This window comes from Exiguobacterium sp. s63, assembly GCF_018617335.1.
In the GTDB taxonomy this organism is placed as follows: domain Bacteria; phylum Bacillota; class Bacilli; order Exiguobacteriales; family Exiguobacteriaceae; genus Exiguobacterium.
In genome coordinates this window covers 1,232,265-1,253,252 of record NZ_JACSKB010000001.1, presented here as the reverse complement: position 1 = coordinate 1,253,252, position 20,988 = coordinate 1,232,265, and the positions used below count along the sequence as shown (strand labels likewise).

18 protein-coding genes are annotated in these 20,988 nt (G+C 48.3%); 6 read left to right on the top strand and 12 right to left on the bottom strand.

Features of this window, described 5'->3' with window-relative positions:
• The first annotated feature begins 29 nt into the window (after positions 1 to 29).
• Entirely contained in the window at positions 30 to 1,070 is a 1,041-nt protein-coding gene (locus KNO90_RS06290; RefSeq protein ID WP_214742262.1) for a type I phosphomannose isomerase catalytic subunit, read from the top strand.
• Here KNO90_RS06290 and KNO90_RS06285 read toward each other — a convergent pair.
• Positions 991 to 2,328 (bottom strand): sugar phosphate nucleotidyltransferase, encoded by a 1,338-nt coding sequence (locus KNO90_RS06285; protein WP_215113249.1) that lies wholly within the window; start codon positions 2,326 to 2,328, stop codon positions 991 to 993. The two genes, KNO90_RS06290 and KNO90_RS06285, sit on opposite strands and share 80 nt — an antisense overlap.
• Before the next feature lie 40 nt (positions 2,329 to 2,368).
• Here KNO90_RS06285 and KNO90_RS06280 point away from each other — a divergent pair, with 40 nt between their 5' ends.
• Positions 2,369 to 2,971: a response regulator gene (locus tag KNO90_RS06280; protein ID WP_215113248.1), complete on the top strand. Its 603-nt coding sequence runs from the start codon at positions 2,369 to 2,371 to the stop codon at positions 2,969 to 2,971.
• Here KNO90_RS06280 and KNO90_RS06275 read toward each other — a convergent pair.
• The 3 genes from KNO90_RS06275 to KNO90_RS06265 are packed head-to-tail and all read right to left on the bottom strand — an operon-like array spanning position 2,925 to position 6,138.
• Entirely contained in the window at positions 2,925 to 3,818 is an 894-nt protein-coding gene (locus KNO90_RS06275; protein ID WP_214742259.1) for a glycosyltransferase family 2 protein, read from the bottom strand. The two genes, KNO90_RS06280 and KNO90_RS06275, sit on opposite strands and share 47 nt — an antisense overlap.
• A complete protein-coding gene (locus KNO90_RS06270) occupies positions 3,815 to 4,954 on the bottom strand; it encodes a glycosyltransferase family 4 protein (RefSeq protein ID WP_215113247.1) in 1,140 nt (379 codons plus the stop codon). Before KNO90_RS06270 ends, KNO90_RS06275 begins: the two co-directional genes overlap by 4 nt.
• On the bottom strand, positions 4,954 to 6,138 hold the full coding sequence (locus KNO90_RS06265; protein ID WP_214742257.1) for a lipopolysaccharide biosynthesis protein: 1,185 nt from the start codon (positions 6,136 to 6,138) through the stop codon (positions 4,954 to 4,956). The genes KNO90_RS06270 and KNO90_RS06265 overlap by 1 nt, the downstream gene beginning before the upstream one ends.
• A 46-nt stretch (positions 6,139 to 6,184) precedes the next feature.
• Here KNO90_RS06265 and KNO90_RS06260 point away from each other — a divergent pair, with 46 nt between their 5' ends.
• A complete protein-coding gene (locus tag KNO90_RS06260) occupies positions 6,185 to 7,342 on the top strand; it encodes a glycosyltransferase (RefSeq protein WP_214742256.1) in 1,158 nt (385 codons plus the stop codon).
• Between the two features lie 54 nt (positions 7,343 to 7,396).
• Here the strand turns inward: KNO90_RS06260 and KNO90_RS06255 are convergent, their stop codons facing one another.
• The 5 genes from KNO90_RS06255 to kynU form a co-directional block, all read right to left on the bottom strand.
• Positions 7,397 to 7,690 (bottom strand): hypothetical protein, encoded by a 294-nt coding sequence (locus KNO90_RS06255; protein WP_215113246.1) that lies wholly within the window; start codon positions 7,688 to 7,690, stop codon positions 7,397 to 7,399.
• 6 nt (positions 7,691 to 7,696) lie between these two features.
• Positions 7,697 to 12,112 carry an MFS transporter gene (locus KNO90_RS06250; RefSeq protein ID WP_215113245.1) on the bottom strand — a complete coding sequence of 1,472 codons (4,416 nt, stop codon included), beginning with the start codon at positions 12,110 to 12,112 and terminating at the stop codon, positions 7,697 to 7,699.
• 100 nt (positions 12,113 to 12,212) lie between these two features.
• Complete coding sequence (gene kynB, locus KNO90_RS06245) at positions 12,213 to 12,836, bottom strand: arylformamidase (RefSeq protein ID WP_215113244.1); 624 nt, start codon at positions 12,834 to 12,836, stop codon at positions 12,213 to 12,215.
• A gap of 15 nt (positions 12,837 to 12,851) precedes the next feature.
• Positions 12,852 to 13,691 (bottom strand): tryptophan 2,3-dioxygenase, encoded by an 840-nt coding sequence (kynA, locus tag KNO90_RS06240; protein ID WP_196431377.1) that lies wholly within the window; start codon positions 13,689 to 13,691, stop codon positions 12,852 to 12,854.
• 12 nt (positions 13,692 to 13,703) lie between these two features.
• The gene (kynU, locus tag KNO90_RS06235; RefSeq protein WP_215113243.1) at positions 13,704 to 14,984 is read right to left on the bottom strand and encodes a kynureninase; all 1,281 of its coding nucleotides are present in this window, start codon (positions 14,982 to 14,984) and stop codon (positions 13,704 to 13,706) included.
• Positions 14,985 to 15,143: 159 nt separating this feature from the next.
• Between kynU and KNO90_RS06230 the strand changes: the two genes are divergently transcribed.
• Both KNO90_RS06230 and KNO90_RS06225 read left to right on the top strand, forming a co-directional pair.
• Positions 15,144 to 15,992, top strand: coding sequence for a Cof-type HAD-IIB family hydrolase (locus tag KNO90_RS06230; RefSeq protein WP_215113242.1), 849 nt, complete (start codon positions 15,144 to 15,146; stop codon positions 15,990 to 15,992).
• Between the two features lie 569 nt (positions 15,993 to 16,561).
• The gene (locus KNO90_RS06225; protein WP_167365511.1) at positions 16,562 to 16,726 is read left to right on the top strand and encodes a hypothetical protein; all 165 of its coding nucleotides are present in this window, start codon (positions 16,562 to 16,564) and stop codon (positions 16,724 to 16,726) included.
• Between the two features lie 25 nt (positions 16,727 to 16,751).
• Here KNO90_RS06225 and abc-f read toward each other — a convergent pair whose 3' ends face one another.
• A complete protein-coding gene (gene abc-f, locus KNO90_RS06220) occupies positions 16,752 to 18,596 on the bottom strand; it encodes a ribosomal protection-like ABC-F family protein (protein ID WP_215113241.1) in 1,845 nt (614 codons plus the stop codon).
• A gap of 328 nt (positions 18,597 to 18,924) precedes the next feature.
• Here abc-f and KNO90_RS06215 point away from each other — a divergent pair, with 328 nt between their 5' ends.
• Positions 18,925 to 19,824, top strand: a complete 900-nt coding sequence (locus tag KNO90_RS06215; protein WP_215113240.1) for a DMT family transporter — start codon at positions 18,925 to 18,927, stop codon at positions 19,822 to 19,824.
• Positions 19,825 to 19,866: 42 nt separating this feature from the next.
• On the opposite strand, the gene KNO90_RS06210 is transcribed toward KNO90_RS06215, so the two are convergent.
• On the bottom strand, positions 19,867 to 20,058 hold the full coding sequence (locus tag KNO90_RS06210) for a hypothetical protein (RefSeq protein WP_215113239.1): 192 nt from the start codon (positions 20,056 to 20,058) through the stop codon (positions 19,867 to 19,869).
• 13 nt (positions 20,059 to 20,071) lie between these two features.
• A complete protein-coding gene (locus tag KNO90_RS06205; protein WP_215113238.1) occupies positions 20,072 to 20,977 on the bottom strand; it encodes a Gfo/Idh/MocA family protein in 906 nt (301 codons plus the stop codon).
• Between the last annotated feature and the right edge of the window lie 11 nt (positions 20,978 to 20,988).

Here is a 20,988-nt window from a genome sequence, read left to right as displayed (position 1 = left end):
GTTTCTTCTTTTTGAGAAACGCAGCACATATGTATAAACTCAAACCGGTGTTTAAAGAACGTATTTGGGGTGGCCGTCAGCTAGAGACGTTATTTCATCTTTCACTGCCGGAAGGGAAGATTGGAGAGTGTTGGGCGGCATCCGCACATCCAAATGGCATGACCGTATTTGAAAATGGACCGTATGAAGGGCAGACGCTAGCAGATTTATGGGATGCTCACCGATTGGAGTTATTCGGACCTTACCCATTCGCCACGTTCCCGTTACACGTCAAGTTACTCGACGCGCGTGCCTATTTATCGGTACAGGTTCATCCGAACGATGAGCAGGCGCAACGTCTAGAACAAGAAGAGTTCGGAAAAGAAGAGTGCTGGTATGTGTTAGATGCGGAACCGAATGCGGAAATTATCGTCGGTCATACGTTCCGTGCCAAACAAGAAGTGTATACATGTGTGCAACAAAAAGAATGGGCGACTCGTTTGAAGACACAACCCGTGAAAAAAGGAGATTTCATCTACATCCCTAGCGGTACAGTACATGCGCTTGGACCGGGTGTCGTCTTACTTGAAATTCAACAGACGAGCGACCGGACGTATCGACTGTACGATTTCGATCGTGTCGATGACGCGGGGAACCTTCGCGAACTTCATATCGAGAAAGCGGTTGAAGTGATGAACATCCCAGACCGTCGTACAGATGAACTCGTGCGAACAAACTTGGAAGATGGATTAACGACTGAATTGATTTCAAAACCATCGTTCACGATTATGCGACATCAAGTAGACGGTACTCCGGCTATTTTAGAGCGGGCTGAAACATTCCGATTAATCTCGGTCGTTTCGGGTGAAGGGTTCGTTCAAGATGAGGACGGCACACAGGCAATTCGAGCAGGCGAACATTTCTTCATTCCAAAAGGAAAAGGACCTCACTTGTTCACCGGAAAGATGGAAATCGTTACAAGTGAAGTCCCTGTTCCAACGACGCATCGCGTCAATACTGTTTATCAAGTGGAGATGGTACAGGACAAGCATCGTCAAGCGTCCAATCGTTTGAATACTGAACCTCGATAAACACGACATCTTCTTGTGCTTTGAGCGTGTGAGCCGCGCCGCGTTGGATTGAGATGACGTCGGTCGGCTTCGCCTCAAACGTTTCTCCATCAATCGTCACGGTCGCTGTGCCTTGAAGCATCGTCCAAATCGTATCGGTCTCTTCATGATAGTGGTAACTGAGTTCTTTCCCTGCTTGAACGAGCATGCGTCGTGTCACGCTATGGTGTCCGTCTGCTAGCGTCTCATGATGAATGACTTCCGACTGTCCCCATCGCTTCCATTTGAACTTTGGATAGTCGTCGGATGAGGCGAGATAATCTTTCAACTGTGGGGTCGCTTCTTTCGTCGAGACGAGAATCCCGTCCGCGTTGACGGCGACGACAAGGTCTTCTAACCCAATCCCGATCAAGGGAAGGTTCAATTCATTGATCACATGGGTGTTCGTCGATTCAAACAGGTCGACTTGACCGTGAGTTGTGGACGTCATTTCTTCGGTCAACGTGTTCCATGTCCCTAAGTCTTTCCAATCTCCGTTGTAGCGGTGAACGAATACGGACTCCGCATGTTCGACAACAGCATAGTCGAACGAAGTCTTTTCTAATTCGTCATAGCGGGATGTGAGGTCTGAATAGGTGGTCGGTAAGTTTCGTTCTGACAGTTCATCAAGTAACAGATGCAACTTGCAAGCAAAGATCCCACAGTTCCAGAGCGCACCTTGTTCAATCAACTGTTCTGCCACATCGACGGTCGGTTTTTCCTGGAACAGGCGAACCGAGGATACTTGAGCCGTCTCATCCGGAACGATATATCCGTATTTTGACGTCGGATGAAGAGGTGTGACCCCAATCAAATGCAAGGCATCGTCACTCGCTTGGACCGCTTGATCGACTTGAGGGAAGTATTCAAAGAAGCGGAGGTCGACATAAGCGTCGACCGGCATCACGAGCACCGTTTCATCTGGGTCGACCTGTTGTTCGTTCAAATAACTTGCGCCGAGTACGATTGCGGGGAACGTGTCGCGGCGACTTGGTTCGGTGATGATATTGGCGTCGGTTCCGATTTGATAGACAATGGCGTCACGTTGATGTGCATTTGTTAAAATAAAGGCATCATGGTTTAATTCCATATCACTTAATTGTGAGAAAACGCGTTCAATCATGGATTGTTTAGAACCGTGTCCGTCGTCGAGCAATCGAATGAACTGTTTCGAGTTGATATCGTTTGACAGTGGCCATAGACGCTTTCCAGACCCACCGGATAATAGAAGTAGTTTCATTACGTAACACCCTTTCTTAATGAAAATGGAGGTACACAACATGGCAAATTACTTACTCGTCGAACCGCATGACCATACGCGAAAAACGTTAGCTCGTCTGTTGATGAAAGAAGGAGAACTCATTTTTGAAGCGACAAAGGCGACGGAAGCGATCTCGATTCTAGAATCGAGTGATATCGACGTCGTCATCACGGAACTACGGCTTCCGCATACAGATGGGGTCGAACTATTATCGTACGTGAAGAAAAAATTCCCGCTCATCCATCAAATCGTATTGACCGACTATACGCATACCCATACGTTGATTGCGGCGGTCAATTACGGGAACGTCAAGCGCATCATGACGAAACCGATGAAAATTGATGAGTATGTGATTCGTGTCATGCGCGATGTTGGGCAACAAGCCGTCAATATGAAAACGAATCAATATCGAGTCGCGGATATGTTGACGGAGTTTCTAGACGATCTTGGAAATGCGTACTGTCTGTTTTATGAGAGTGGTGATTTGGTCAGTTCTGAAAATCTCGTTGTCCCGTTCGAGGCGGGGGAGACGAGCGAATTGAAGCGCTTCGTCATCCCAACCCAGTACGGCGACTTTATTTTGTATCAGTCACGGGATCACTCTTCCCGAACTTATGGGTAACGAGTTGCGATACCCCAATCGTTGTTAATCGAAGATACATGTAGGCGACCCCTAATGTTAACACCGGGTGTCGTCTATATTTTTTGAGGTTTGATGGATGGTAGAGCACCGGTCTAAAGAAATACCAACGCGCCAGCGCCTTTCGGAAACCTCCTTCTTCGGTCTCGAGCGTCTGTGGCATCACTTGGAAGTAATACCGCTTCTTCTCAAGCAAATTCTGAAGCGTCACTTCCTTCTCATTATGTTTCACAGAGGTGAACGTGGCGCGACGGATGATGCCACCTTGTTGAATGTAACGAATGGTCGGTTGGGTTTCTTCAAAACTAATTTGAGCGGGATTGATTCCACCTGATGCTTCGTACGCCTCCATTCGCCAAAAGCGTGCCGCCTCGATTGAACGGTCATCGATTTTTTCTTCAGGAATTTGGAATAGGTTACGTTCAAACACCTTTACTTTGGAGAAGAAATTGGTATAGGTGCTATAGGCTTCTTCCGGGATGACGAGCGCACCGACCTCTTCGTGGTGTTGAAGATAAAGCAAGCAACTCGTTAGCAAGCCGTCGGTCAATACCATATCCGAGTCGATGACGTATAAGACGTCTACATGCAGTTCGCGAAGACGTCCAATGGACTCTTTACGGGCGATACCCCGCTCTCCGTGTGGAAGTGATAAGATGATGAACCGATCATCTCCTGCAGTCAGTTCGCGCATGACGTCGACGGTTCGATCGGTCGAACCATCATCTGCAATCACACAAACGAATTCAGTCGTTTGCCGTTGTATCGATTCAATTGTTTCCCGAATAATTTCTTCGTTACAATACGTTGACATCGCAATTCCGATCATGATGTTCTCCCTTCCTGAATCAAGATTCCGAGCTTGTCGGTCAACCATTGTTCAAATGCCGCACCGGTGCGACTCCATTGTAAGGTTTTCGCAAACGTATGGGCATCGTGTCTCACGGTTTCATAGTGATTTTGGTCGTTCAAGCAGCGTCTCATTTCGAGAGCGAGCGCCTCTGCGGTTTGTGCCATCGTCATATAACCGAGCTTTCCATGTTGGACCGCGTCTCGAAGCCCAGGGGCATCGTACACGATGGTCGGTGTTCCGACGGCAGCGGCCTCGCTGACGGTCAGTCCCCAACCTTCACGACGAGATGGGAAGAGAAGGGCCGTCGCTCGACTCATCCGCTCGAGTTTCTCTTCTTCACTCACAAAGCCAAAATAATGGATATCCGATCGCATGTCCTCTGGTGTAATCGGGTCAAGTTGTTCAGCGATATACGCCTCATTCTTCTTCCCGATGATCCACAGTTGGGCGGTCGGAAAGTCGCGCTTGATGGAAACGAACGCTTTGACGGCATCATTGATTCCTTTATAAGCGGACATGCGGCCGACATATAAGAACGTAGGATGCTCTTCTTTCTCAAACCATTCTTCTTCTGGCCACGGTGTGAAGTTGAGTCCTTCCGGCAAAATTGTGATGTGCGACTCTGGAATGCCGACTGCAATCAAGTCATCTGCCGTCGATTGACTGACGGTCAAGACGTCGTTTTGCCGATAGAGACGTAGACGACTCGTTTCTGTCCATGCCCCGACCCATGAAACGGGAGGGGGAAGATTGATGCGCCAAATCTCACGCGTCAATTGATGGATGAAGAGAACGCGTTTGTGTGCCGGCACATAGAACGGTGTGAAGTAATGGTGTGTATTCATCTGATCGAGGACGAGGTCGATTTCATCCTCATGGGCTTTGAAGTAGCGCCGTGCTTCTACGATGCTCGTAACTTCCGTACCGGAGCGGATATAACGAATACCATCAATCCATTCCTCGTCCTCACGTCCTTCGATATGAGGGGACAAATGAATGATGTTGTAACGAGGGGCCACGTAAGCGAGCATCTCATGTGTGAATACTTCAGCCCCTCCTGCTTTCGGATGTTTGATGTCTCGCCAAGATAAGCAGAGTAACGTTGGTTTCATCACGATTCCTCCTTTAAATGTCGACGTCGCTCAGAGTGGAAACGAAAACGAAGAAGTAGCGAGCCTCCAAGTAACACGACTGCTTGAGCGAATAGCCACATTTCCATCGATTGCCGGAACAAGAACAGGGCGGTGAGGAATACGAAGAGCAATGCCCAGTACCACCGTAAATAGTGAGTGTTCCGTAAAATAAATTGCAACATCGCCTCGTATTGGACGATGATGATGCCGATATACGTAAAAATCATATAGCGTACATAATATCCGGCCTCATCGTACCCTTGTCCGAAGAAGACAGGGACGACCGATGGGATGATTAAGAAATATAGCACGGTGATGATTCCGAGAGTTGCCAATAATAAACGGAACACCGTACGTTCAAATGACAAGAATGAATCCGTTTCGGCTGCTCGACTCAGACGTGGTAACAGCACTTGGAAAATCGAGAGACAGACGAACAAGACGAGCTGACTAAAGCGTAGACCGACGGAATAATCTCCAACGAGTGATGGGAAAAATCGTGTGACGAGTAGACTGTCGACCGAGAAAAAGAGTGTCATGACGATTTGGACGTGAATGAGCTGAAATAGACCATGAAATTCTTTCTCTCCGGCGGTTTCTGGGAAATGTGTTTGCCATATACTGAGTCCATACGTCAGGACCATTCCGATCACAATCCCAATGAGCGCGAGCGTGATATCGAGGTTCTCAAGAAAAATCCACGTGACGCCTACTTTGACAATCGCTTCGACGTAATAAGAGAGCGTTAAGGCATAAAATCGTTCATTCGCTTGCAACACACCACGTCGGAACGACACGAGAATATGGAAAAATACTGTAACTGCAAGTAAAAAGAGGTTAATCCTAGATAAAGGAAGAATATATGGAATAAGTATAAGAACTATACTGGACAGACCCATCGCAATGAGCAAAATCATTCGCTCGATATACCGGTAATCGGTTGCGATTTGTTGTCCTAAGTTTCGGGTGACGATCCATTGGACGGCACTCCCGATAATGAGCAATAGACCGAGAAGGGCGAGATAAGCATTCAAAAGACCATAGTCTTGACTGGTCAAACCTCGTGCTAAGAAGAAGTGATACGAGTAATTAATGATATTCAGCAACGCATCGAGAACAGGGAAGATGAGTAAAATCGAATAACGACTCATGACAGCTTTCATACCAATCACCTCTTTCAGTTCGTCAATCTTAAAGGAGGGCAATGTGATGGATAAAGGAAAAGTGGTTATCTTTACAGACCAACAACGAAACATTCCGTATGCTTCTTGTATTCCGCACTACGAACTTGTGATTTCTGCCTCAAATGAATCGTCTGACCAGACAATTTCACCAGACATTCGTGCCATGAAAGATCAAATTAAAGTATATGTGATTGATTATGCAGACTATGAAACGGGATTAAACGTGGCAGCTGCGCTTCGCACGTACAACCCTCAATCTTCGATTCTTTGGGTTGATGACGTTATTCGACATAAAGGAAATTTCCCCTTCAATCAATTGTTAGGGAATGGGATATTTAGAATATTTTATTATAGAGAAGAATATGCAGATGAATTATTAGCTGAAATTCAAAATATTATTCATCCTGAATACGCTGTAAAAAAAGGGACTGTAGCCTTTATATTACCAATTTTTAATGAAGAGAAACGGTTTTCACACATTCATGCTTTTTTGACAGCCCTTACCAAAATGATTGAACGAAACTATTTACACAGCTCTATCTATTTTGTCGATGACGCCTCATCCGATCAATCAAAGCATCTGTTACAGGAGTATCGAGACATCGTTATGAATGCGACGGATACGTTGTTCAAAATCGATTACTTGAAGATGTATGAGTTGAAGCAGAACACAAAAAAAGCGGGTCTCTTTATCGAAGGGATGACGCATATCTCTAGCGAATATTATGTGTTCGTCGATGCGGACAATTCCTTTAAAGTCGACGATATCGCCCAACTACTGAGTATCGCGGAAAATGATTATTATGATATCGTCATCGGGACGAAAGATTTGACGATTGAAGACCGAAGCTTCGTTCGAAAGTTTGTCAGTTTCGCAAAACGAACGATCACAAAACCGTTCCTACCAGAAGGCGTGTCAGATTCTCAGACGGGCCTCAAAATCATCAATCGTCGAGCGATTCCACGCTTACTTCCGTATTTGAGCGCGACGAGCGGGTTTGCCATCGATTTGGAGATGATGTATGCCGCCAAAAAAGAGCGACTTCGCGTCTATCAACAGCCGGTGACCTGTATCGAACGGGAGGGATCGCACGTCGATCTCGTAAAAGATTCCATTGCTTTTCTCAAAACGATGGCACTTCTCCTGAAGCGGCAGCGAGCTGTCAGTCGGGCAAGACGATAAAGCCGCATCACGCACAAAATCCCACGCCTTCGGACATGGGATTTTTGTTTGACCTTATTCGTGGGTGATTGATTCAGCAATTGAAGAGTCTGTCTCAGTATATTCAATCGTGATGACATCTCCGACGTGCAGTGTATCGAGGTGATTGCTTTTCCCGTCAACAACCGTCGACGAAGTAAGTGTCACTTCCTGTAGCGCATATTGTTCCTCAGGGTCTTGATTAGATGGCGCAATCCATAAGGTATTGTCTTGTCGGTCTTCAATGACACTTTTTTCATCAACATGCGAACATGCACTAAGAATCACCGTCCAACTCATCAAAACCGTCAACAGTAAACTCCGAATCATTGTAAGTCATCCTCTCTTGAATCGTTGTCGGATTCGGCGAAGGAGCGGCTCTTCTTGCCGCGCGTTCCGATAAAAGAAGAACGAGACAGGTGTGGCGAGTAATAAGAGAATCATCCCTGCGAAGTAGACGAGACGCAAGACAGCATTCACCTGTACATCACGTTCAGACGACATATAAAACTGTGTCACACCGTTCAACGCGACTTCCCCACGTTGTGCTCCTTCATCGGTCGAAAGCTCGAACAATGGAGACGGAGAATCGTTTAATGTGAAGCGACCGAGTGACGATTCGTGAGAAACGGTTCGCTTCATGATGCTTCGTGTCACATCGAGTGTCTCTGCTTCTTTTGTCGAAAGAAGCGGACGATCCGTTACTTCCTCTACCGTCACTTGGTCTGTCAATAACAGATGGTCGTAGCGGACGACGTTCAAGTTTTTCATCTCCAGTCGCCCTGCCTCTTCAACATTGCCTCGTGCCCAAATGTGAAGTTGCATCGAAGCGGTGCCTTCTGGTGGAATCAGAATCTGTTCGTAGTGATTCCATGTCGATTTACGATATTCTTCCACTTCGCTGATGAAGTCGGTCCCGATCACACGGCGTTCTTCGTCGAGATAGTACATTTTCACGTGCCGATTTCGAATCTGTTCACTCCGCGCGTCAAAAGCGACCAAGTATTCGCGGTCAGGAAGTGCCTCGATTTGTTCCGATGCGAAGATGTACCAGTCACAAGAACATGTCGGCTCGTATGATGCGACAAACGTGTCATCCTCGACCGTGGACTCGAACATATCGTCTGTAATCGATACACAAGTCGCGCACGTCGCGGCGGCTTCCGGTGTCGCGAGGGGTTCGGTCACGACGATTTCGTTCGGGTCGAATTTCCTTAAATCCGTTAGCTCGATTCGTGACGGCACGTTACTGTCTACGGTCAACTCGAGCGTGTATGATCCTGGCTCCATCTCAAACGTACTCGGTGTCCATCGCTTCAAGGTCGGATGCACATCTTCGAGTGACTGAAGTTTGTAGGGGAAGTCACGACGCAAGGAATCATATGTGACCGTCTGCGACCCGACAGCCGTTTTCACATCAGGCAGTCGCTCCATCGCAGTGACCTCGATTGTCTCTTCTTGAACGACTTTCTCATTTTGCAGGAGGCGTAAGCGAATCGTTCCATCTGTCGACACAGGTGGTGTCAGGTTGATATGGAAACGGTACGCCCCACGCTCTGCCACATCGATTGTACGAGACAACGTACCGGAAGTGAGTGACACGCCTTTCCCGAAACTTAGAGACGGGTAATTGCGCTCAGACTGGATTGTCCCGGTGTAGTCGAAATCTTGTTCACCTTCGAGAACCATGAACGTGTTCGTTGGTTTTAATACGTTTTGAAGTGACTGCTGTAACGTCTTCCATTCTTCCTCTGGTAAAAAGACGATGTTTTGAATGGCGTTAAACCCGACCGTATTCTCGACCGTGATGGTCGTTTCATTCGTGTCGACATCGTGTATTCCGAGCGGCACCCATTCGAGTCGTGCGCCTGTTTGTCGTGTTGTTTCGACGATTTGTTTGTCGTCGTTGATCGTTACGTCTAGCTGTCCGCCACTCTGATTCATCAAGACGCGAGCGAATCCGATGTAGCGACCTGGCGGAGTCTCTTTCGTGATGGAAAAGGTATTCGGTACCATATGTGATTCGAAACTTTTGATTTGTACGTCGTGAATCCACCAGTACGTCTTACGCTCTGGTTTTTGATAACTCAATAAGTCAATGCGCATCGTCTCGGCAGCCCGTGGCGTCACGTATTCCCCGCGAAGGTGAATCCCGTCTAAATTTCCGGAATCTCTCGGAGCGACGACGTAGGTCTGGTCGATTTCTTCTCCGGATGCATCAAAGAAACGAACTTTGACGTGCAGGCGGTCGACCCCTCGACCTGATGCGACAATATCGAACCGATACGCGTTATTCGGGAGTGCCGGCAACAGTCCAGACTTCGCAACTTGCCAAATATAGTTTGGATCTCCTTTGGCGACCTCGGCTTGAAGGAGTGGCAAATCGTTCGTCGAGGACAATGGGTTAGGTGACAGTTCGACGATGTCCGGGTTATCGGCTTTGAAGAACGTTTCATCTTCGAGCATCGAGTTGAACGATGCGACTTGTTTCGTCGATAAGTCATCGATTTCATAAGGCGGGGCATCGATTCGGGCCGAGGCGAAGGAGAGACCAACGCCATCTCCAAAATCGAGGTCGAATGCAGGGTCTTTCACACCCTGTGTCTGTTGATACCACCGCCAATCACTGTTCGCAAATAAGGTCTTGCCCCACGTGAGGAACGGGTTGGCGGAATCGATTGCCTCAAACGGCTTCCAGTAATACGTGTCGGGTACCTGACTGAGGAGCATATCATTTTGCTCAATCATCTCGATCGCGTCACCTGGACGCACCCAGTTGAAATCGTCACTATGGCGCTGTGTCGTGAATAAAATCGATTGTTTTCCTTGTTCATATCCAGGAAGTGTCCCATAGGTGATGGAGCGATCGATGCCGTAAGGGGTCACGATGAGCTGTGGGACGGTTCGGTCGGTGAGTGGGGCAACGACATCGAACAAGGTAAACAGTCCCACTTGCTTCGTCCGGAGTAAGTCGCGTTGTGATGCGAGCATCTCCAAGTTAAATTGCTGTCGCTCTTCCATGCCTAAATATTCATCTCGATACGCAAACTGATTGACGCCGAACACTTTGATCAAGTTACTCGCCTCGTTCGATCGTCCTGTATCGAGCAGGTACTGAAGGAGCGAAAAGAGATAGCGAATGGCGGGAGTCGACCCTTCATGGTGGAATACTGTGTTTTCTAGTGAACTGTATACATGAAAATCACCAGTTGGTTTCACCGTCTCCCCGAGTGCGGGATTTTGATTCCATCTCGGCGTTGCAACCCCGGTGATCGGTTGAGTCATCTCATCTGCAATCGGGAACTGAAGCCATTTTCCTTCAATTTCTTGTTGGATGGTCGCGTACTCTTCAGGTACGTCGACTGGTTTATAGAATCCTTCCATATATACGGTACGATACGGATTAACAAAGAGGGTCAATGCGACAAAACTACCGATGAAAAGGATACCGCGATAGAGCGGACGTGGTATCGCTTTAGATTGTCTGGCATCAACAATCCCGATACCGAGAGAAAGAAGCAAGCTGTAACTGACAATCAATAGACCGACGAGCTTATTCGGGTCGCGGAACATCGGACCGATCAACGGTGTGTACGTGACGAGCGCGACGAATGCCGTCGCGACCCATTCATACGTCCCGGTCGCAAAAATGATCAAACCGATGCCGAGTAAGCCGAAGAACAGGTGAATCGGTCGTTTGTAGCTTCCGAGAAGACCGATTCCGATAAAGAAGAGCAAGATTCCCCCGGCCACCCAAAACGTCAGCGGAAGTGTATGCAAGTCGAACATCGGCCACCAATAACTGATGGTGTATAATACGTTTTCGATTGAAGAATTTCGACTGAACAGCATCAACGTCTCTGTGACGTTAATATTGTGTTGGGACGCCTGGGCTCCGAACAGAATCGAACCGACATACATGAAGAACCAGTAGCCGTTGAATAAGATGAACACGAACCCGACCGCTGTGATCAGTCGGACATAATAAAAGAAGAACGAGCGGAACGGAAGGGTTTTGCGCTCGGTCCAAAGCGTTTTGACAACAATCAGACCGAGCATGACCCCCATATAAATCGCCGAGAAGAAAAAGTAATGAATGCCAGCCGACATGAACATGAATGTGACGGATAGCCCGACCGCATCAATCCAAATTCGCGGTGAGAGTCGTTTGCTGAACGAGAAGTCAGGATCCAACTGACGTCGGAATTTCGGGTCGAACAAGTTAAAGAAGAGTAAGAGCGCGAACGGGAATAGAGAATAACCGCATAACAGATAAATATGCTGGATACGTGTGATGATCCACGGGTTCAACGCGTAAAAGAGCCCGGCAAGCGTGAACGTCATGAGTGTCATCAACTGAAAATGTTTCGTAATGTAAATCGAATGAAGTCGTTTGACGAGCGCGTACATGCTGAGTGCCGAAACGATGAGCAACGTCAAAATAAATGATTTGATGAGAAGTGGTCCGGACGCGCCGAACAGTAGACTCAGTCCATAAAGTGGTGCGATGAAGACGAGTCGAGGTACGTTCAATAACGTCGTCGTACTCCATCGTTCATTCCAGGCACCAAAAATTTCTTCGATATAACGGTCGGACGATAGACCGAATGCGATATCACTAAAGACGACCATTCCCGATGAAAACAGCGGGTACGCATAGACAAGGATGCATGACAGCATAATCGTCAAGGCGATGAGGTCGTAACGGTACGTATGCAGACCGTTTCGTAGAGTGAATAAGATGCGTTGCAAACCCGATCTGCCTCCTTTCATCACGTATGTCATCTATTTCGCCAAACTTCGGACTATCCCTGTCTAATCAAAAAAGAGACAGCCGATTCCGGCTATCTCTTTACGACATGGGGCGAAGCAGTGCACGAACAGGGCTTCCATCGCCTTCGACGATTGGGAGCGGGACGGCATTCAAGTCATAATCCCCCGGTAAGATATCGTCTAGGACGAGCCCTTCTAATATATGGACACCGTTTCGTGCTAACGCATGATGGGCAACCATCTCTTTACTGTCAATCGCATCAACAGACGGTAAGTCGAGTCCAATCAAGAAGATTCCGAGTTCTCCGAGACGATCGGCAAGAGAGGGTGTCAGTTCAGGGATTGTCTCGGGAAAGACGCGCTTATCGGGCCAACCATCCGTTTTTAAGATGAGGCGTTCGACCCCGGTCAAATCGTGACCATCCAAATCAGATGCTTCAATCTTTGCCTTATGCGGTAGATGAATGACACGGGCCGGACCGATATATACGGACGGATCGAGGTCAATCACGCGCTTCCCGTGGTCGTCAAAGTGGAAAGGTGCATCGATGTGGGTCCCGAGATGTAAACTCAATGTCATCTTCCCGACATTGACGGAACCACTCTCTGCCATCGGCCACGCGATTTCATATGAAAATTTTGTATCTCCCGGCCATGTCGTAACATCGGCATGAAGTGGCTGTGATACATCAATCCAAGTCATTTCGTTCAGCTCCTCTTATAGTGATGTCCGGACCGTCCAAAGCTCTGGGAAGAAGCGATGATCGAGCACGCGACGCAAGTAGTTCACGCCAGACGAGCCGCCTGTCCCCATCTTCTGTCCGATGATGCGTTCCACGGTACTCATGTGGTTAAAGCGCCACATCTGTTGCTGACTCCCGATATCGAGTAGCTTTTCACCGAGCTCATATAAGTCCCAATACGTATCGACGTCGCGATAGACTTCGACCCATGCTTTCTCGACACTTTCATTCCATTCCCAATCCTGGGTGACATCACGTTCGAGCACGCTCGCATCAATCGATAGACCCCGACGATGCATTTCGCGGACCGTCACATCATAAATGCTAGGAGCCTGTAGCGAGCCTTCGAGCAATGGATACAATTTTTTATCGTGTGCGTAAACACTGAGCGTCCGTGCGTTTTTGAAGCCGAGTGCGAATTCGATCTGTCGGTTTTGGTAAGACTGAAAACCAGAGGACGAGCCGAGTTGGTCTCGGAACTCTAAATACTCGGCCGGTGTCAACGTCGCGAGGACGCCCCATGACTGGATGAGTTGCTGCTGAATCTTCGAGACGCGGGCGAGCATCTTGAACGAACGCTCGAGCTCCCCGTTCGTGATGGCCGTCGTGGCTGCTGTCAATTCATGCAAGATGAGCTTCATCCACAACTCGCTCGTCTGGTGGATGATGATGAACAGCATCTCATCGTGATGGTCGGAAAGGCGATGCTGACTCGATAAAATCGGGTCGAGCTGGAGATAGTCCCCGTACGACATGTCTTTTGAAAAGTCCGTTTGAATCGATTTTTCTACTTTATGTTCCGTGCGTTCACTCATGACAGTTCCCCCTTATGCGACCACTTCGCGGACGTTCTCGAACGCCTCGTACTCTTTGTCGTCCATGATTTTCTTCAACGTCACGATCACGTCATATACGTCGGTAAACGTGTTATACAATGCGACCGGTGCGAGACGGATGATGTTCGGTGCCCGAAAATCTGGGATGATGTGATGTTTCTTCAATGCCTTACAGATACGTGCCGCCTCCGGATGCTCGAGGCTCAAATGAGCGCCACGCTGTCGTGTGTCCGTCGGGCTACCGATGAAGAATCCGTGTGGTGCGAGCATCTCTTCGATCAAGTCCATCATATACGTCGTGAGCGCGAGTGATTTTTGGCGAATCGCTTCCATCCCGACCTCGTTGAACATCTCAAGCGCGCCAAGCTGAGGGGCAAGACTCATAACGTGTGGCGTTCCGATTTGGAATGCGCCGGCATGTTCGGCAGGTGTCATCGTATGATCCATATCGAACTGCTTATCTTTGCGCGAACCGAACCATCCGGCCAGTCCTGGTGCCGTGCCGAAGTGACGTTCATGTACGAATAAGCCACCGACCGTTCCCGGACCCCCGTTTAAATGTTTATAGTTGCACCAGTATGCGAAATCGACACCCCACTCATGGAAGTCGTGAGGGATGGCACCGACGGAGTGACAGGCATCGAAGCCAATCAAAATCCCACGCTCGTGCGCCGCCTTCGTCAGACGAGGCATGTCTAAAATCTGACCGCTCCGATAGAGGACAGTCGGCAATACGATCAGGGCAATCTCGTCGGTCATCGCGGCAATCAAGTCGTCTTCTACCAAGAAGCGCCCATCCGGACTGTCGACTTGAACGAGGTGCTCAGAAGGGTCGAGTCCACGCAATTCGAGCTGGCTCTTTAAAGCGTAAATGTCAGACGGGAACGTGAGGGCGTCTGCCAAAATCTTCGTGCGTTTGCCTTCCGGTTTGAAGAACGATGCGACGAGTTGATGCAAGTTCACCGTCGTTGAACCGGTGACCATCACCTCTTCCGCCTTTCCACCGATGAGCGGCGCGTTCAGAGTGGCCAATTCTTCAGACAAGTTGAACCAAGGATGGCGACCGGACATCCAACCGTCGATCCCGAGCTCTTTCCAGTCCGCAAGCGATTCAAGGAGTGTGCGCTCGGCTCGTTTCGATAAGAGACCGAGTGAATTTCCATCCATATAAATCCCGTCTTCCGGTAAATAAAATTCTTCCCGATACGATGCGAGCGGGTCTTGTTTGTCTAGTTGTTGTGCGTAAGCACGTGTGAAATCGTTCATCCCCATATTCCCCCTTTAAAGCTTATACGTTGTCAAAATCGTAGCAATCGGTCATGAGGAAGTCAACAAACAACGAGGGAGAGGGCACTAGCATACACATCAGTACTTATTTTGCTGTATTGTGAGTACTGGATTTGGGAAAAGAATCAAAGAGGAGGAATCGATATGAAATTGATTGCGATTGATTTAGACGGGACGCTGTTATCGCGCACAGGCGTGATTACAAAGGCAAACCAGGAGGCGATTCGTCGTCGGAAAGAACAGGGTGATATCGTCACGATTTGTTCAGGACGTTCGATTCATGATATCGAGGAGCTATTGAAGCGGAGTGACCTCGTCTGTCCGATTTTGTCAGGTAACGGAGCAATCGGGTTTTATGAGAACGAGCGAATTTACTATCATGCGATGGATCAAACGGTTGTAGACGAGCTATGGGAAATCGCGAAAGCAGATGATGCGTACGTCGAATTTTATACGAACGCGGGAGTAAAAGTGCTCCGTTCGGGGAGTGATTTATTAAAACAGGAACTCGATGAGGTGTTGCCGCATGATCAATCGTTCACTCGCGAGTGGGCGGAACGTGAGATTGAAATTCAAAATGAACAGTTTGGGCTGACGTACATGGACTCGATGGCAGATATCGACTTTGCACGAGATGAAGTGTACAAGGTGTTTGTCTACTCGTTCGATCGCCGAAAGCTACACCGGTTGCGTAAAATCTATGAACCACGGAACGATATTTTAATCACGACAGCAGGGTGGACGAAAATTGAAATCGGACATCCCCATGCGAGTAAAGGGGCAGCCTTGAAACAGCTAGCGGAGCATTATCAGATTCCGATGCATGATGTCGTCGCCATCGGAGATAATTTGAATGATGTGTCGATGTTCGAAGTGGCAGAAACAAGGGTTGCGATGGGGAATGCTGTGGACCCGCTAAAAGATTTGAGCACGCATATTACAAAAGATGTGGAAGAGGACGGAGTCGCTTATGCGCTGACGCACTATGTATAATTAGGATTATGGAGAAATCGTGAACGAGGATTGAATCTCACTTAAAACGGATATTGTATATATGTAACCATTCACTTTCTAAAATGAGTCGGGGAACGGGGAGGCACTTTCGTCACCTGTCGCTTATGGATGAAAGGGATGGGCAAAGTCCATATGAACGTGAATCGTGTATTCCAAACGATGATACGTCGGCCTCTGCTTGCCATACGAGCAAGCATACCAGACAGACTGTTTGTATACGGAATTCCACATGATCCGCGTCAGAAGTGGACATCATAGGTGCCGAGTCCTCTCGTGCCCATTCAATCAAAATGTCTATGAGTCACCTATTCGATTTCATGTTTTCGAATGAAAAACAATTGGTGAACCAATGGACGATGAGCGGATTGGAATGATGCGTCACGTTGGCTTGGACAGCTCTAGTCGAACCAAATCATGGATGGGACGGTCAATCGAGCAAGGGCTTGGTTGGATGAAAGTCCGGGAACTAGAGAATCAAGAAAAGCGCCGAGTGAGGGCGCTTTTCTTGTGGTATCCTATTGAGTGAATGCAACCGATGGAGGGATCATATGCCAAAGCTATATTGGTTTGGGACGTTTCTTAGTGGAGTGATTCTTTTGACAACGGGAACGATGGAAGGTCTTTACCGCATACTCCCAATTGGGTTGATGGCTATCGCGGTCATCGGCTATTTCATACAGATTCGATTCGAGCAAAAGAAGCGGCGCCCTTGATTGGGTGCCGCTTCTCTATATTAGGTTATAAAGATTCGAGTAAACGTGTCATCACGTCATCGATTTCAATTTGCAGTGCATCGACTTGTCGTTGTAGCGCCATCAATTCATCAAGGTCATCCAATTCATTCATTCGTTGGAGCAGTTCCTGATGTTCTGCTTCTAATTGGGTCAGGTGAGTTTCCTCATCAACCGTAGATGGAGCGGGTTTCGTCTGCTTCAGCGATTTTGATGGCTTGGTGTGTTCCGTTTTCGATTCCTGTTTCGATTCCTGTCCACGTTTGTCGAGGGCATAGGCGACGTTACCTTCGAAACGTGTCATCGTTCCGTCGAGCCAATACGTGATGGGAAACAGCTTATTTAAGAAGTAGCGGTCATGGGAAACGGTAACGACCGTTCCAGGGAAACGTTCGAGCGCCTCTTCAAGTGCCTCTCTCGATTCGATATCGAGGTGGTTCGTCGGCTCGTCTAGGACGAGGACATTGATTTCTTCGTGGACGAGGATGGCAAGCATGAGTCGCATCTTCTCCCCGCCGCTCAAATTTGAGACCGGCTTAAACACACTCGCGCCGTAAAACAGAAATTGAGCGAGAAGATGTCTCGCTTTGCCTTCATCGACTGCGATCCGGTCTCGAAACGCCTCGATTAAGCGATGAGATTCGTCGAACGTGATATGTTGCGACAGATATCCAATTTTGGCTTGATCGGCTTTTCGGACGGTTCCGGATTGAGGGATGACTTCACCGAGTAACATCTTTAAAAGCGAAGACTTTCCACTCCCGTTCGGTCCGACGATGGCGACGCGTTCCCCGTGCCCTGTGTAGAAGTGCACGTCTTTAAATAGGGGACGGTCATAGATAAGTGTCACGTCACTCACTTCGAAGACATCGCGCCCGGTTCGCCCGTTCGTCGTGAACTGGATATTCGGTTGCTCGGACTCGAGTTGTGGTCGTTTGATTCGTTCAATTCGTTCGAGCGCCTTTTCCATCGATTTGGCGCGACGATAGAACTTTTCATTCGGCGGATTGCCCTCGTTGGCCCATTGCCGCAACTGCCGAATCGTTTCTTTCATTTTTTTGATTTTCTTCTGTTGCTCCGTGTAAGCGTGAAACTGGTCGAGTAACTGTTTTTCTTTTTGGGCAACGAAGTCCGTATAATTCCCAGGATAACTCGTCAATTCTCCATCCTCGCACTCGACAATTCGCGTGGCGACTGCATCTAAGAAGACCCGGTCATGAGAAACGATGAGGAGAGCTGAATCGTAATCCTGTAAATAGGATTCGAGCCACGTCATCGCTTCTAAATCTAGATGGTTCGTCGGTTCGTCCAAAATGAGTAGCTCTGGTTCTTGAAGGAGTGCTAAGGCGAGTCCGATTTTTGTACGCTCGCCACCGCTTAGCGTATCGAACGGTTGGTCCACGAATGAGGTCAATTTGAGTCCATCAATCATTGCGCTGATTTTGGACTCGTAGACATATCCACCCGCATGTTCAAATTGTGCTTGGGTGGCACCGTATGATTCGAGAAGGCGTTCGAGCTGTTCAGTCGTCGCCATCTCTTGCTCGAGACGAGCCATGTTTTCGCTTAAGCGAATCACTTCTTCAAAAGCAGTGTACAGGACGTCACGGCCACTGCGTCCGGGGTAGTCAGGAAGCTGCACCAAATAGCCAATGGAGAGTCGTTGCCGACGATAAATCGTGCCGGCATCATGCTCTTCAGAGCCGACAATCATGCGTAACAGCGTCGTTTTGCCGCTTCCGTTTCGGCCGACGAGCCCGACTCGTTCGTTTTCGTTCATGAATAAATTGGCATCTGTGAGAACGGCGTGCCCGCCGTATTGTTTTTGAATGTGTTGAAGATCGATCAACATAATAGGTTCCTCCTAAGGTTAGGGCCTATCAAAAAAACCGAGCGCAAAGAAGCGCTCGGTTTAGAAAGAGAGAGGCGCTTTGTCGTATATTCAGCAATGTCTAAAAAAGGACAGACGGGTCCCTTGATTAAGCGACATCGTGAAAAATCGCACGCAAAATGTACAAATGTTCAGTTGTCCAATGCGTACGTCCGACAAATTTCACCTTTCTCCCTCCTTTCATTCAATCTATATCTTGATTGTAAGCGTTTTTCTTACGACTGACAATGAAAATAAAGGAAATGGAAGCAAAGACGTCGTATATAGTCGCCATCGAGGAGGCGAAGAAATGAGGAAAGAATGGCTAGGAGCACTCAGTTTGACCCTTGCGGCGAGTATATGGGGAGGGATGTATGTGGTCAGTAAATATGCGCTCGCATATATTGAACCGTTCACGTTCGTCTGGTTACGATACACTGTTGCATTTATGGTCTTACTCGTCGTTTGGTTTCGGTTTGGAAGGGAATCGATTCGACGGGCGGATTGGAAGTGGATCGGACTCGTCGGCGTCATTGGATACGTTGCTTCGATTTCGTTTCAATTTATCGGAACGAAGCTATCGGATGCACATACTGGCTCCCTTGTGACCGCAGCGACACCAGCTTTCATGGTGTTATTTGCCCGAATCCTATTGAAGGAACGACTGACTCCTGTCAAGATTGGAGCACTTGGACTAGCGACGGTCGGTGTTCTCATCGTCGTCGGTTGGGAAGGGGAGGGGACGTATCGAGTAGGCAGTTTTGTACTCGTTCTAGCGGCCGTCACATGGGCGCTCATGTCTATCTACGTGAAAATCGGGACACAGACCTTATCGACGTTGACACTGACAACGTTTGCGATTGGAATCGCCTGGTTATTGATGACACCTTTGATGAGTATGGAGGTCATGCAGTCGGGTTGGCCAGATTTAAATGGCATTCTTTGGCTCAGCATCCTCTATATCGGGATTATATCAACGGCAGGGGCGTTCTTCTTTTGGAACAAAGGGCTTGAATTGATGGATGCGAGTGTCGGGTCACTCTTTTTCTTCTTTCAACCCTTGGTTGGCGGGACGCTCGGTTGGCTCGTTTTGAACGAGACGCTCCATCTGAACTTCTTTATCGGTGCCGGTTGTATCATGACGGCTGTGACGTGGTCGACGCTCGCAGAACGGCGACAACAACTGCCCATTTCAGAACGAAATCTTTGACGACAAAGCGGTCACCCTTATGTTAGAGGGCGACCGTTTTTATTAAAATCCATGATGCTCGAGCTTATCTTGTTCGCGTTTCATTTCGAGTTCAAGTCGTTGAATCGCGAGTTTTTCTTCTTCAATCTTCAAGCGACGTTCTTCGACACGAGCTTCTCTCGTTTTAATGATTGTATTGGCGCCGACCGATGAAACGACAATCACCATGACCATGATGTAGAAAAAGAAATCCATGTGTATCCCTCCTTTAGTTGATTAAGTTCGTGACCAGTCGTTGTGTCTCAAGTGCGGTACGACCGTCCGTTGAAATCGCTGTATCATCGATGAGTGCGGAAATGAAATGGTCAATCGCGCCCTGGAATCCTCGTTGCACGAGTGTCGTGTCCCATGAACCGAACGTTTCGACTTCATGCCGACCTTCTTTGAAACGATGTAGCGTGACCATCTCGTCGACGGCCAATCGTTCTCCGTCACGAACGATCGAGACGTGCTCATGATTCACTCCGGCCGTGCGATGCATCGATGTCGTGTGCATTCCGTGCTCGTCTTGCCACACGTGGCGGGCAAATCGAAGCTCGTGTTTGTCATTGACCTCGATTTGACCTGAGACGAGTGTGAGCTCGGTACCAGCGAGAAAACGTAACGTATCAACGACATGTAAGTAATCATCGAGTAAGGTGAAGGTTGCATCCTTTGGACCGACATCGTTCTCTCGATGCTTCACCACATCAATCATGTGGGTAGGGGACTCATGTTGTAGACGCATATACATCGGTGCAAAGCGTCGGTTGAACCCGACCATCAGCTTTCGACCAAGTCTTTCAGCTTGTTCAACGAGTTGCGCCGCTTCTTCTACCGTTGCGGCGAGGGGTTTATCAACGTAAACATCAATCCCGTGTTCTAGTAGATACGATACGATGTCATAATGGGTTTCAGTTGAACTATGTACGAACGCTGCATCGACGGATGAGGCGAGATCATTCAACGTGTCGAATGAGGTCATTCGGTATGTTTGGCAAATCATGTCTCGCTTAGATGTGTTCGGTGAAAAGGCACCGACTACATCGATTCGAGGATGAATCGAAAGGATGGGTAAATACGCTTTTTGAGCGATGTTTCCGAGTCCGACGATACCGATTTTAGGTTTTTGCATCCCATTCACTC

Bases quoted from the DNA above. Each gene is read 5' to 3' on its own strand.
- KNO90_RS06290 (WP_214742262.1), top strand. From the start codon at position 30: ATGTATAAACTCAAACCGGTGTTTAAAGAACGTATTTGGGGTGGCCGT.
- KNO90_RS06285 (WP_215113249.1), bottom strand. From the start codon at position 2,328: ATGAAACTACTTCTATTATCCGGTGGGTCTGGAAAGCGTCTATGGCCA.
- KNO90_RS06280 (WP_215113248.1), top strand. From the start codon at position 2,369: ATGGCAAATTACTTACTCGTCGAACCGCATGACCATACGCGAAAAACG.
- KNO90_RS06275 (WP_214742259.1), bottom strand. From the start codon at position 3,818: ATGATCGGAATTGCGATGTCAACGTATTGTAACGAAGAAATTATTCGG.
- KNO90_RS06270 (WP_215113247.1), bottom strand. From the start codon at position 4,954: ATGAAACCAACGTTACTCTGCTTATCTTGGCGAGACATCAAACATCCG.
- KNO90_RS06265 (WP_214742257.1), bottom strand. From the start codon at position 6,138: ATGAAAGCTGTCATGAGTCGTTATTCGATTTTACTCATCTTCCCTGTT.
- KNO90_RS06260 (WP_214742256.1), top strand. From the start codon at position 6,185: ATGGATAAAGGAAAAGTGGTTATCTTTACAGACCAACAACGAAACATT.
- KNO90_RS06255 (WP_215113246.1), bottom strand. From the start codon at position 7,690: ATGATTCGGAGTTTACTGTTGACGGTTTTGATGAGTTGGACGGTGATT.
- kynB (WP_215113244.1), bottom strand. From the start codon at position 12,836: ATGACTTGGATTGATGTATCACAGCCACTTCATGCCGATGTTACGACA.
- kynA (WP_196431377.1), bottom strand. From the start codon at position 13,691: ATGAGTGAACGCACGGAACATAAAGTAGAAAAATCGATTCAAACGGAC.
- kynU (WP_215113243.1), bottom strand. From the start codon at position 14,984: ATGGGGATGAACGATTTCACACGTGCTTACGCACAACAACTAGACAAA.
- KNO90_RS06230 (WP_215113242.1), top strand. From the start codon at position 15,144: ATGAAATTGATTGCGATTGATTTAGACGGGACGCTGTTATCGCGCACA.
- KNO90_RS06225 (WP_167365511.1), top strand. From the start codon at position 16,562: ATGCCAAAGCTATATTGGTTTGGGACGTTTCTTAGTGGAGTGATTCTT.
- abc-f (WP_215113241.1), bottom strand. From the start codon at position 18,596: ATGTTGATCGATCTTCAACACATTCAAAAACAATACGGCGGGCACGCC.
- KNO90_RS06215 (WP_215113240.1), top strand. From the start codon at position 18,925: ATGAGGAAAGAATGGCTAGGAGCACTCAGTTTGACCCTTGCGGCGAGT.
- KNO90_RS06210 (WP_215113239.1), bottom strand. From the start codon at position 20,058: ATGGATTTCTTTTTCTACATCATGGTCATGGTGATTGTCGTTTCATCG.
- KNO90_RS06205 (WP_215113238.1), bottom strand. From the start codon at position 20,977: ATGCAAAAACCTAAAATCGGTATCGTCGGACTCGGAAACATCGCTCAA.